The sequence below is a fragment of the Psychrobacter sp. T6-1 genome, from assembly GCF_052258445.1.
Genome location: NZ_JBQQFC010000056.1, coordinates 1 through 11,715 on the forward strand (window position 1 = coordinate 1; position 11,715 = coordinate 11,715).

Sequence of the window (11,715 nt, forward strand, 5' to 3'; positions counted from 1 at the left end):
ACAAGCTTAAGTGTGTGCATTATAGTGCCATAGCATACAGCAAAATATCGATAACTTTGTACAATAAAATGTAGGACGTCTGTTTTTGACCCTCATGTTTGCAGTTTAACACGCGTCACATTGGTGAGCGATAGCAAACGCTACTAGCTTCGATAAACACACAGTCCGTTACGACGACGTTAGATTCGTACGCTTAGTTCGTATGCCTATTTGGCATGCTCAGTGAGATAGTAGCGCATAGTCAGACAAGATAACTGCGCGTCACTATAGGGCATAAAGTGCTAGCATGGTACACTAGCTTTGAGAACAGCAAACCTGCATAAAGTCACTCGATAAGAGCCATTTAATAAAAACTTACTTAGTAAAGGCTATTTGATAAAATAGTTTCGCTAGTAAATGTGATAGATACGAATCTGCTATGAGTAATAATGACATGACAACCCAAGTGGCATCAACTAAGGCGGCGTCTGCTCAAGCCTCAGCGGCAAAGACGCCAGAGAATTTAGCGACACAGACGCCAGAGAATAAGTCACATGATGACAATAAACCTTTAGACGCGCAACAATTCGCTGGAGCAGACATTGATCTTGAAGCCAGCAATCTTGAAGATGATTTAAATGATGCTGATTTAAAAAGTGCTGATGTCGAAGACAGTGACGCAATAGATGATGACGACGATGAAGTGGATAACGACATAGGACAAGCGGTTCCTGTCATTATCGATATGAGCTATACGGTAGCAGACAACCAAGCAGGTCTGCGTATTGATAAGCTGGCGGCACTTGCCTTTACCGACTTTTCGCGTGCTCAATTACAAGGCTGGGTCAGCGATGGCAGTTTGCTATGTAATGGTAGTATCCAAAAGCCCAAATACCGCGTCAAAGCAGGGGACGTCATTCATCTATCGACGACGCTACAGCAGCATAGTAGCGATCAGCCAGAGAACATCCCTATCGAAGTCATATTTGAGGACGATGAGGTATTGGTCATCAACAAGCCTGTCGGTATGGTCGTGCATCCTGGTGCGGGCAATCAGACGGGTACCCTCGTTAATGCGCTGCTATATCATTATCCGCAGCAGCATCATCTACCGCGCGCAGGACTCGTGCACCGTATTGATAAGGACACCTCAGGCCTGCTACTTATTGGCAAGACCAAACCTGCGCAAATGGCACTCATGGCCCAGCTCAAGGACAAGGCAGTATATCGCCACTATCAGTGCGTGGTGGCAGGGGATCAAGCTAGCCTAAAACGTCATCAAACTATCGATGCGCCTATCGGTCGCCATCGCAATCAGCGCACTAAGATGACTGTGATGACCGCAGGGCGCGAGGCGGTGACGCACTTGCTCGATATTACTGCGCTCAATGACAATTATTGCCTATTGGACGTCGGACTTGAGACAGGGCGCACGCATCAGATTCGTGTTCATCTAAGTCACATAACTTATCCTATTGTCGGTGACCGCGTCTACGGTGGACGTCGTCAACTGCGTGCAGGTCTCACAGAAGCACAGCGTACAGCGATTAGTAGCTTTCCTCGTCAAGCCCTGCACGCGTATCGATTAGGGTTTGTACATCCTACAACGGGCGAGGATGTTGAGGTAATGGCACCGATTCCAGAGGATATGCAGGCTTTGATTGCGCTATTGAGTGATGACTAAGCTGATCGTTTAAGAGACAATACTCAAAGCAAATAATACCTTAAGGACAAGAGATTTAGGGGAGACGCTATGACTGCTCAAAGCCAGCCTATTACGCTTGTAGCACACTTAAATGACATTGCAGTCTTTCAAACTCGCGCTTTTAATGACGAGCCAAACGTATTATTTGATGATACATCTACTCTAGGGCAGGCAAGCTACGGCGACTTTAATCTAGGCTTGCATGTCAGCGACGACCCCAAACCAGTATTACATAACCGTATGCAACTGCTCAGCGCTATCAATGAGCAATTGAAGGGTTATCACCTTGCGCCCATAGCGCGTTTGCATTGGGTCAATCAAGTACATGGCAATCAGGTGCATGATATCGACAATACTACTATCGGTATGCAGCCTATTGCTGCTGATGCTATGGTTAGTATGCAAGATGATATGGGACTGGCAATTATGACCGCAGATTGCGTACCTATTGTGATGTATCAGCCAGATAGTAGGCAGATAGCGGCTATTCATGCAGGCTGGCAGGGGCTAGCTTGCGGGGTCATAAAACAAGCCGCCAAGCGCTTTGATAAATCATTATCAATTATGGCATGGATGGGCGCTTGTATTAGTCAAGCGCACTATGAGGTGAATCGACAAGTTCAAGATAAGCTGCTGGCAGGATGTTTCGATCACAAATTATTAGATGCCGCTCGTTTAAACGAGTTTGAGCATTTATATAGTATAGCGTCAGAGGTCGATGTCAGTAATGATGCCACCGCTAATACTAACCTAGCTGACAATTCACAAAGCGCGGAGCAATACTTACACAAGAACCTTGAAAATCTGTCAAATTACGCTACAGTAAATGCAGACAAAATTAAGCTCAACTTACCGCAGCTGGCAGCGGATCAATTAACAGCTTTAGGTATAAAGTTAAAGACTGATCTGCCAATAGACTGTAGTTACGCTGATACTCGCTACTATTCTTATCGGCGCCAGACGCATTTGCATCAGCCTGCTACAGGACGTATGGCGCTAATCATTGTACGCAGCCGTCCTTTATAATATTTTAACCCCTTTATCAGACATTATTAGAGCTTGTATGAATACACCTGCTACCTCATCGCAAACCACTACCGACGCCAAAGCAGTACCTAGCGTCACTATGGCAGTTATCTTCCATAGTAATTATGGTCATACCAAACGCGTGGCGCACGCTATCGTCGAGGGCGCGCGCCAGCAGCTGCCCAAGTTGCAGGCACGGGCGGTAGATGTATATGAGGTAGATTGGGACTATTTAGATCAAGCCGATCTATTGGTGTTTGGTAGCGCCGTCTATATGGGCAGCGTTACCGCTGAATTTAAGACCTTTATGGATGAGACCTCAAAGCGTTGGTACAACCGTATATGGGAAGGCAAGTGGGCGGCAGGATTTGCCAATTCAGGTGGTCTTAGTGGAGATAAGCTTGCCGTATTACAGCAGATCAATCTGTACTGTATGCAGCACGGTATGAACTGGATCGGCCTGCCTTTAATGCCGACAGGTCATGAATCCACTGATCTTAATCGTTTATCGAGTTTTTTGGGACTGATGACGCAGTCGCTTGATGGACCACCTGAAAAGACTCCAGGCAAAGGGGATATCGATACTGCTATCTGGTTCGGCGATCACTTAGCAAAGACTATTATCAAGCATCAACCCTCAGATCAGTAAACCCACGATAAACGAATACAGACGTCCATAACGGGCGTTTTTTTTTGCTTTATTTTTTGTTTAAAGTATCTGACTGCAAGTTAACTGGATTAATAGTAGACAGTGATTTTGTAGTGGGCAATGGGTTGTTTGTCGACCCTTTAATCGTTTGAGCCGCGGTTACTGGAATAGGGCTACCGCCAAATCCGAGAGATTGACAGCCTGTAAGGAGCACGCTTGCAAATAGGGTATAAAAAAAGGGCGAGTTGTGGGCAAAAGGATTTTTCATAGCGCTTATTATCACTAGTGTTTGAAAGGTAACTCAATGCATTATGAATTAAAACAGGAGAGTTTTGTTATTGGTTAGTGTTAATAGAGTCACTAAAAGCGTCACAGTACTGAAATTTTTTTACTTAATCAATATAATTAGACAATATTCGGTAAATATTGATTGTACTTAGATATTGGTATTTGCAGGTGTTCAAGATTAAATATAAGCCAACATAACAAGATGTGTTTTTACTCTTAGCTGATTAAGAGCTAGCTTTTTACTATTGTAGACATGTTTTGAGATAAATAATTTAAATGCTATGGTGTGAGGATATTATGAAGCCATTTTACAAGGTGCTATCGATGCTTGCTATCGGTATCTCCTCAAGCGCTGCTATGGCAGAGGCTACAAACCTACCTAACGTCAGTCCTGCTAACAGTGATCTGGTCAATCGCGGCGCTTATATCGCGCGCGCGGCTGATTGTATGGCTTGTCACAGAGAAGATTATACAGGCGGCGTTGCTATCGATACACCGATGGGCAGTATCTATGCGACTAATATCACGCCCTCTAAGCGCTATGGTATCGGTAACTATACTGAACAAGATCTCAAAAAAGCGCTGCGCAAGGGTCGTGCGCCTGATCACATGATCTATCCTGCGATGCCTTATCCTTCATATCATGGTATGACCGATGAAGACATCAGTGCGCTATTTGCCTACTTGCAAACGGTGCCTGCAGTAGACGCGGCGCCTGAGTATGAAACAGATCTACCCTTTCCTTTTAATATTCGTAGCCTGATGTATTTTTGGAACTTTATAAATGTACCCGCTTACGAAAACAGGGAGGGTCTAACTGCCATCCAGCAGCGCGGTGAATACCTTACCAACAATCTAGAACATTGCGGTACTTGTCATACCCCGCGTGATATGACGATGGGTGCTGATAATAGTATGTACCTATCGGGTGCGCAATTGGGCAATTGGTATGCTCCTAATATCACCCCTGACAACTCAAGCGGCATCGGTAGCTGGAGCGAGCAAGATATCGTCACCTATCTGCGCACAGGCGAGCTAGACAAGCGCGCTTATGCAGGTGGCCCTATGGGTGAAGCAGTCGCTCACAGTACCCGCTATCTAACGGACGATGATTTGGGCGCAATTGCCGCTTATCTAAAAGTAGTCCCCGCAATTGAGACAAAGGATACGATCACTGAGGTAGATACCAAAAGCTTACCTGATCCTATCAATGCCTCGATCACTCATGATTTGCTAGCTCAAGACGACTACCTAACACAGGCAAAACTTGGCGTTGATAGTAGCTCGCCTGAGGGTCTATATCTAAATGCTTGCGCCAGCTGTCACGGCGTCAATGGCTACGCGCAGCCTGATGCTGGTTATGCCCCTATTGTTGGTTTGACAAGTTTGCGCCGTGACAATCCAGACACCTTGATCAACGTGATCCTGCACGGGGTAGAGGGAGCAACCAATATCCGACCGAATATGCCAGGTTTTAAAGATCAGCTGAGCCATCAGCAAATCGCTGATATCACTAATTATGTTCGGACTAGCTTTGGCGGTCTTGCCAGTAGTGATGTGAGCGCAGACTATGTCGATACTGTTGCAGCAGGACAAGATCAACGTCCGTTTTTGATAAAGTATGCAGGCGTGCTTGCCATACTCGGTATCATTGTCGCGCTCTTAATCCTTTTCTTTGTTATTAGAGCCATCATACGCTCGCGTCAACGCGCTTAGTAAAACAGATGAGTAAAAGCACTTAGTATAGATATCATTTATTAAAGCGCTTTGAGTATAGATAACAAACTAATTTACAAATATATAGGTCAATGATCAGGTAGTAAAAGATAAAGAAAGTCACAGTGATATCAATATATATCTTGATGACAATAGCTACCTAATACGGTCATACCACAAGGACACCAATATGAAAGATATGCTTCAATCACCAACGCGGCGTCAACTGCTCTCTATGATTGGTAAGACTGCGGGCGCAACCGCGATGTATCAGGCGATGACGACCTTGGGGTTTGCCTCAGAGTCCACCTTTAAGGAAGAGCTCAATTTAACAGGTGCACCTGCAGGTGCTAGTATCATAATACTTGGGGCGGGGCTGGCAGGTTTGACAGCCGCTTATGAGCTGCGTAAGGCAGGTTATGAAGTTAAAGTATTAGAGTATCAAAACCGTGGCGGTGGTCGTAGCTGGACACTCAACAGCGGTGATAAATACACAGAGCTTGGCGGCGAAGAGGTCACTTGCGACTTTGAGGAAGGCAATTATTTTAATGGTGGTCCTTGGCGCTTGCCAAGTCATCACTATGGCGTGTTTCATTATTGCAAAAAATTTGGTGTTGAGCTGCAGCCCTTTGTTCAGACTAATAATAGGGCGTACTTGCATCGTACCAATCACTTTAATGGTGTGCCGCAGCGTTTGGGTGATGTCAGAAGCGATGTTAAAGGCTATGTCTCAGAGTTACTATCAAAATCAGTGAATGTGGGCGGACTGGATCGCTCGGTCAATACCGAAGATAAAGAAAAGCTGCTTGAAGGGCTAAAAGGCTGGGGCGTATTAGACAATAATTATCGTTATGTGACTAGCCATGCCACCAGCAAGGTTCGCGGGTATAGTGTCTACCCTGGCGGTGGCCTTATGCCGAAAGAGCAGCCATCAGATGTCCTACCGATGAGTGAGCTATTGCAATCTGGTGTGTGGTCAGATTTGTACAATAACTTTGATGTTTACGTACATCATCCAACGATGTTTCAGCCAGTCGGCGGCATGGGCAAAATTGGCGATGCGTTCACACGTGAATGCCGTGACATGATTGAGTTCAACGCCAAAGTCACTAAGATTCATCAAGATGATAGCGGCGTGACTATTGATTATGTCGACAGCAATAACCCTAATGGCGGCACTAAGACTGAGCGCGCTGATTGGTGTATCTGCACCATTCCTTTGACCGTATTGACCCAGATGGACATTAACGTCTCAAAACCTATGAAAGAGGCCATGTCAGCAGTGCCTTACGATACTGCGTTTAAGGTAGGTCTGGAGTTTAAGCGCCGCTTTTGGGAGGAAGATGAGTGGATCTATGGCGGAGTCACGTACACTGATATGCCCAATATACAGATTGCCTATCCTTCTGAGGACATGTTCAAGACAGGAACAGGCGTGCTGCTAGGAGGGTACGGCTATGGCCCAACGTCGTATAAGTTCAATGCCTTGACCCCGCAGCAGCGCATTGACGCCGCTTTAGCTTATGGCAAGCATATCCATCCGCAGTACCCCGAAGAGTTTCGCTCGGGCACCTCTGTAGTGTGGCACCGTATCCCTTGGACATTGGGCTGCTACGGTATCTGGAGTGAGTCAAGCCGCGAGAAATACTACAATACGCTGTGTCAGATTGACAATCGGATTGTACTTGCAGGTGAGCATTGCTCACATATCCCAGCATGGCAAGAAGGCGCTATTTTATCAGGGCTAGATACCGCCACGCGCTTGCATCAAAGAGCAAAGGCTGTATAGCCAGCTGTCATAGATAAATAGAGTAAGAGGCAATTATGAAAGATTTAAGATATTCACTATTGACGGCTATGGTCGCTATGACGGCATTGTCTGGCTGCTCATCGAACGCGGATGCACCGACGCTAGCTGAACCTGAGGCACAAACTGCGACGGCAGAGAGTTATGACTTTGCCGATGGTCGCAACAATGGTTCATGGGGCGCGGTGTACACGAGTGAAGAGGAGCTGGCAAAACCTCAGGTCGATATCGTCAGTTACGCCAACATACCTGCTATGGCAGAGGATCTAGAGGTCCAAAAGTGGAATCAGGTGTTTGGTGAGGGTAACGCCTACCATAGCACTAATGGGCGCGAGCTTTATCATCGCTCATGTGCTGCCTGTCACATGCATGACGGTCAAGGAGCGTACGGCGCAGGTTACTATCCGCCGCTCGCTGACAACAGCAAGATGGCCTCAAAATATTACACGATAGGCATCCTAATCAACGGCCTGCGCGGTATGCCATCGTTTCATATGATGATGAACGATGAGCAAATGGCAGCCGTGACGCAGTACATTATGACCGATCTCAATGGACTTGAGGCGACCGTTACCGCTGCTGATGTGGCGCAAATAAGACATGATAATCCACCAGGATACGATCCAAGTGAATAAAAATAAAAAGCGCTCGATTATACTATCGAGCGCTTTTTTTAGAGCTATTTAGGGTTGGGCGACCAGACCGGTGACTTGATAACCCCTTGTCCTGACTTACCAAAAGCCTCACCACCATTCAATGATTTGATAGTAATGACGCCTTTGCCGCCTTGCGTGGACGCGTAGACCACGCGTTTGCCATTGGGTGAAAAGCTAACCCCTTCATCTAGACCCGTGTTGCCTATGTTGGTGACGACTTGACCGTTACTATTCATAATCGCCGCTGATGAACCACTTAAAAACCCAATTTGCGTGCCATCATTGTTGAACTTAGGCGTCGTGGCATAGCCGCTATTAGACACCTTTGAGATACGTCCTGAACCAAACTCATAGCGATAGATTTGTGGTCTATTAAATCCTGTTTTGTCAGAGACAAAAACAAAGGATTTGCCGTCAGGTGCATAAGTGGGCTGCACTTCGCTGCTTGGCCAATTGGTCAGTTTGCGCAAATTACCACCGCCAGCACTAATTTCATAAATATCAGCGCTCCCCTCAAAGCTACTTGAGAACAAAATCTTGCTGCCATCTGGTGAGAATGACGGGCTCATATTACTGCCTTTGTACGGCGTTACTGTTGTCGCACCGCCGCCGCTGATATTTTGTACATAGATGACAGGGTAGGATTTGTCTCGCTGCACCGTATAAGCGATACGATTGCCATCAGGTGACCAAGCAGGCGAGAAGATAGAGCCATTGACTTCTGTAATAGTGCTAGCATTTTCTCCATCGGCGTCCATGATCTTTAGACGCGAGGTTTTATTCTTACCGACGCCTGTCTCTTCAATATAGGCGATGCGCCCTGAGAAGTCGCCTGGTATTCCTGTGATTAGCTCATAGACTTTGTCTGCGATGACGTGACCTGCATAACGCAAACTTTGGCTATTGTTATCAGCGCTCAAGGTTTGTTTGCCCTCAATCACGCGGCCTGCTTTTACGTCTATGACTTCATAATCAGTAACGATTTTACCGCGGTTGCTACGCGTGCTACCGACAACTAAATAGGGAATCCCTAAACTTTGCCAAACAGGGAGCGTACCTGATAGCTCATTGATACTGCGGGGCTGCTGCGGCAAGCCCTGACTGGTAACGCTAAGCTCGGTTCTGTTTAAGTCATTTAATATAACTGATGATAAAACAGAGTCGCCTGCAAATGGCACAAACGCCACTTGATTTTGCTGAACAGGAATCTCATAGTCCAGCTCCAAAACAACGGGCGCTGCCAATAAGCTTGGGGCCATAAGTAAGCTTGACGCGCCAGTAAGTAGGGTGAGTAATAGTTTTTTGTGAGTACGCATAACCAGATCAGACTCCTAAATAAGAAGGATATAGAATTATTTGAGTATCAAAATAGGCTAATTGAGCAGTCGGTGCAACATGATTAGGGTAATAGTCGTCAATTGCTACCTTTAAACTGTATGTTAAAGGTCGGGTATTTAGGGTCATCAGCATCAATAGGCAGATTACCTGTATTTAGTACTGCTTGGCGCGCCGCTTCATTGACCGCGCTGTCAGGCCCAGAGGCAGTAACATTTGCCACATCTCCGTTTGAGCGCACCGTAATGGTCAAAGTAGTGCGCTGCGTTGACCCTCTAGCGGCTACTGGAGGCTGATAGTTGCGCTTAATAAGATTAATAATCTCGCTATTGCTTGCGCCGCGGTTACCGCTAGCTGAGCTACTACTTCCAGGTTTACTACTAGTTGTCGCACTATCGCCTGATATTGTCGATTCACCATCAGATAAACTAAAGCTCTTACCAGCACTGCCTGAACTACCAGAGGTGATCTCTATATTGCGCTGCTTAGCCGTTGGTTTTTCGATCTTTGGCGGATTGAGCTGTTTATCGTGAAACGCTTTGAGTCTATTTTCAACAGCTTGATCATCTTGCTGTTTTTTTTGCTCAATGCGCTTTAGTCTCTCATCAGTAATAGCCTGCTGCTCGGCTGACCACTGGGCAAGCTGTCGCTGATATTCTTCTGATTGCTGAGTATAGCGCTCTTGTTGCTGCTCACTCATTAGTATCGGCGTGTCAGTGCCATCATCTGACTGCAAAAATACAGGTACTTTTTGTGAGCTTGGTTGCGTGCTTTGCGAGCTGCTGGATGAGTCGGAGCTATACACATTAGGAGTCTCACTAGCGGACTCACTATTTGAGCTGCTACTCGGAGTACCGCTCGCTTGTTGCGCGCTTGCAGCCGCTCGATTGGCGAGTATCTGCCCTTGCATCTCGGCTAATTGCTCAGGAGATACCATTGTTGTCTCAATGCTGCCAGCGGTTTCGATAACAGGCGTCTGATAGTTATAGATCAAGAGTCCTAGGACGATGCCGTGCGCAAGCAGACTTAGCAGCGTAGGCCAAGTTAGTCCATTGCTCTCAGGCTCAGTCGGTACAAAGACGGCAGGCGCATTATTCATGGCATGAATACTCATAAATGAGAGTAAATAATTGATTATAAAACGTTTATGATAAATATAATGATATTTTAGCATTATATCTATCGTTATTTAATCTCTTGTAATGTTGAGACAGATCAGATCTGCGGAGCAGGGAGGGGCGCACCTGTTAGTAGTCCAACCTTTTCGATACCCGCTTGCTGCAAGCTTGCCATAAGCGCGACAATAGAGCCATATTGATTGTTTCGATCGGCATTAATCATCACTTGTACCGGTGCCTCACCTGAGCTTAGATATTGCGCTTGTAAGTTAGAGAGCACCTCTATCAGCTCAGGCTCACTAATCGGCATATCCATATTGTTCTCATAACTAATAAAAATCTCGCCGCTATCCGTCAAGGAGACGATGACCGGTAGCTGGTTTTGAGTCAAAGTGCTCGCTTGCTCTTTGGGCAAATCAACATCGACGCCTGTAGTCAGCATAGGCGCTGTCACCATAAAGATGACCAGTAGCACCAGCATCACATCGATATAAGGCACAACATTCATACCGGCATTGAGGGCTTTTTTGGGGCGCTGGTAAGGACTAGATTTCATAGACCAGTTGCCTTGTTTTGCGCGATACTAGTCTCGCGTATCAGCATACTTTGCGCGCTGGTTTCGCGCTGTAGCATGCCCGTCATCTCATCACAAAATAACGCGCGCGACTCATAGAGTCTGCTAGATTTGGCAGTGAAGTGGTTATAGGCAAGTACCGCAGGAATAGCGGCGAACAATCCCATAGCCGTAGCAATAAGCGCCTCTGCGATACCAGGTGCGACAGAGGCAAGGGTAGCTTGCTCGGTTTGCGAGAGTCCCAAAAAGGCATTCATAATACCCCACACCGTACCGAATAGACCGATATAAGGGGCAACAGAGCCGATACTGGCAAGGGTGGCGATACCAGATTCTAGCATCTGCTGCTGACGTCCTAAGCCCACGCGCAGTTTGCGCTCAACGCCGTCGATAATGTCGTCTTTAGGTTGGCGTTTTTTGTGCATCCTAAGATACTCAGAGAACCCGACATAAAATATCTGCTCAAGTCCCTGACGATCAGGCGATCCTTGGATACCTTGATAGAGCTTAGCTAAATCTTCGCCAGACCAAAACCACGTCTCAAACTGTGTGTCAAAACGCTTAGCAGTGCCTAAGCGCGCACTTAGGCGAAAGATAATGACCCAGCTAAGTAGAGACGCTAATAATAGTAGCGCCATAACGAGCTGTACCAATAAACTGGCATCGGTGATAAGGTCAATAATATTCAAAGATTCAGGCATTTAGGTCACTCACGAGTAAGTAGCAATAACTTGGGTACGGCACATTTTAAAAGGTAATGGGTCATAAAGATAGCAGCCTCTGACAATAAAAATACTTAGAGTAAGCTATCGGTATGTTACTGCTTACATAAAGGCAAGATAACGTCTCTGAGAGTAATGAC

The 11,715-nt window shown here is 46.3% G+C and carries 11 protein-coding genes; 6 read left to right on the forward strand and 5 right to left on the reverse strand.

Going from position 1 to position 11,715, the window contains the following annotated elements:
- The first annotated feature begins 418 nt into the window (after positions 1–418).
- The 3 genes from ACTXGO_RS05180 (at position 419) to ACTXGO_RS05190 (ending at position 3,359) form a co-directional block, all read left to right on the forward strand.
- Positions 419–1,663, forward strand: a complete 1,245-nt coding sequence (locus ACTXGO_RS05180; RefSeq protein WP_443573567.1) for an RluA family pseudouridine synthase — start codon at positions 419–421, stop codon at positions 1,661–1,663.
- A gap of 69 nt (positions 1,664–1,732) precedes the next feature.
- A complete protein-coding gene (locus tag ACTXGO_RS05185) occupies positions 1,733–2,710 on the forward strand; it encodes a polyphenol oxidase family protein (RefSeq protein ID WP_435949032.1) in 978 nt (325 codons plus the stop codon).
- A gap of 37 nt (positions 2,711–2,747) precedes the next feature.
- Positions 2,748–3,359 carry a flavodoxin family protein gene (locus tag ACTXGO_RS05190; RefSeq protein WP_443573568.1) on the forward strand — a complete coding sequence of 204 codons (612 nt, stop codon included), beginning with the start codon at positions 2,748–2,750 and terminating at the stop codon, positions 3,357–3,359.
- Positions 3,360–3,408: 49 nt separating this feature from the next.
- Here ACTXGO_RS05190 and ACTXGO_RS05195 read toward each other — a convergent pair whose 3' ends face one another.
- The gene (locus tag ACTXGO_RS05195; protein ID WP_435949029.1) at positions 3,409–3,627 is read right to left on the reverse strand and encodes a hypothetical protein; all 219 of its coding nucleotides are present in this window, start codon (positions 3,625–3,627) and stop codon (positions 3,409–3,411) included.
- A 317-nt stretch (positions 3,628–3,944) separates the two neighbouring features.
- On the opposite strand from ACTXGO_RS05195, the gene ACTXGO_RS05200 reads away from it, so the two are divergent.
- The 3 genes from ACTXGO_RS05200 to ACTXGO_RS05210 all read left to right on the forward strand — a co-directional run bounded on the left by ACTXGO_RS05200 (position 3,945) and on the right by ACTXGO_RS05210 (position 7,805).
- On the forward strand, positions 3,945–5,363 hold the full coding sequence (locus ACTXGO_RS05200; protein WP_435949028.1) for a c-type cytochrome: 1,419 nt from the start codon (positions 3,945–3,947) through the stop codon (positions 5,361–5,363).
- Between the two features lie 190 nt (positions 5,364–5,553).
- Positions 5,554–7,152 carry a flavin monoamine oxidase family protein gene (locus tag ACTXGO_RS05205; RefSeq protein WP_443543623.1) on the forward strand — a complete coding sequence of 533 codons (1,599 nt, stop codon included), beginning with the start codon at positions 5,554–5,556 and terminating at the stop codon, positions 7,150–7,152.
- Between the two features lie 35 nt (positions 7,153–7,187).
- On the forward strand, positions 7,188–7,805 hold the full coding sequence (locus ACTXGO_RS05210) for a c-type cytochrome (protein ID WP_443543621.1): 618 nt from the start codon (positions 7,188–7,190) through the stop codon (positions 7,803–7,805).
- A 44-nt stretch (positions 7,806–7,849) separates the two neighbouring features.
- Here ACTXGO_RS05210 and ACTXGO_RS05215 read toward each other — a convergent pair whose 3' ends face one another.
- The 4 genes from ACTXGO_RS05215 to tolQ form a co-directional block, all read right to left on the reverse strand.
- Positions 7,850–9,142: a translocation protein TolB gene (locus ACTXGO_RS05215; RefSeq protein ID WP_443543620.1), complete on the reverse strand. Its 1,293-nt coding sequence runs from the start codon at positions 9,140–9,142 to the stop codon at positions 7,850–7,852.
- A 98-nt stretch (positions 9,143–9,240) separates the two neighbouring features.
- Complete coding sequence (locus tag ACTXGO_RS05220; RefSeq protein ID WP_443573570.1) at positions 9,241–10,260, reverse strand: cell envelope integrity TolA family protein; 1,020 nt, start codon at positions 10,258–10,260, stop codon at positions 9,241–9,243.
- Positions 10,261–10,376: 116 nt separating this feature from the next.
- Positions 10,377–10,835: a protein TolR gene (tolR, locus tag ACTXGO_RS05225; RefSeq protein WP_443573572.1), complete on the reverse strand. Its 459-nt coding sequence runs from the start codon at positions 10,833–10,835 to the stop codon at positions 10,377–10,379.
- Entirely contained in the window at positions 10,832–11,554 is a 723-nt protein-coding gene (gene tolQ, locus ACTXGO_RS05230; RefSeq protein ID WP_443543615.1) for a protein TolQ, read from the reverse strand. The genes tolR and tolQ overlap by 4 nt, the downstream gene beginning before the upstream one ends.
- Positions 11,555–11,715: the final 161 nt, after the last annotated feature.

What these genes read in the sequence shown, in the direction of transcription:
- tolQ (WP_443543615.1), bottom strand. Translation starts at nt 11,554, where the DNA reads ATGCCTGAATCTTTGAATATTATTGACCTTATCACCGATGCCAGTTTA.
- ACTXGO_RS05195 (WP_435949029.1), bottom strand. Translation starts at nt 3,627, where the DNA reads ATGAAAAATCCTTTTGCCCACAACTCGCCCTTTTTTTATACCCTATTT.
- tolR (WP_443573572.1), bottom strand. Translation starts at nt 10,835, where the DNA reads ATGAAATCTAGTCCTTACCAGCGCCCCAAAAAAGCCCTCAATGCCGGT.
- ACTXGO_RS05180 (WP_443573567.1), top strand. Translation starts at nt 419, where the DNA reads ATGAGTAATAATGACATGACAACCCAAGTGGCATCAACTAAGGCGGCG.
- ACTXGO_RS05205 (WP_443543623.1), top strand. Translation starts at nt 5,554, where the DNA reads ATGAAAGATATGCTTCAATCACCAACGCGGCGTCAACTGCTCTCTATG.
- ACTXGO_RS05200 (WP_435949028.1), top strand. Translation starts at nt 3,945, where the DNA reads ATGAAGCCATTTTACAAGGTGCTATCGATGCTTGCTATCGGTATCTCC.
- ACTXGO_RS05190 (WP_443573568.1), top strand. Translation starts at nt 2,748, where the DNA reads ATGAATACACCTGCTACCTCATCGCAAACCACTACCGACGCCAAAGCA.
- ACTXGO_RS05210 (WP_443543621.1), top strand. Translation starts at nt 7,188, where the DNA reads ATGAAAGATTTAAGATATTCACTATTGACGGCTATGGTCGCTATGACG.
- ACTXGO_RS05220 (WP_443573570.1), bottom strand. Translation starts at nt 10,260, where the DNA reads ATGAATAATGCGCCTGCCGTCTTTGTACCGACTGAGCCTGAGAGCAAT.
- ACTXGO_RS05215 (WP_443543620.1), bottom strand. Translation starts at nt 9,142, where the DNA reads ATGCGTACTCACAAAAAACTATTACTCACCCTACTTACTGGCGCGTCA.
- ACTXGO_RS05185 (WP_435949032.1), top strand. Translation starts at nt 1,733, where the DNA reads ATGACTGCTCAAAGCCAGCCTATTACGCTTGTAGCACACTTAAATGAC.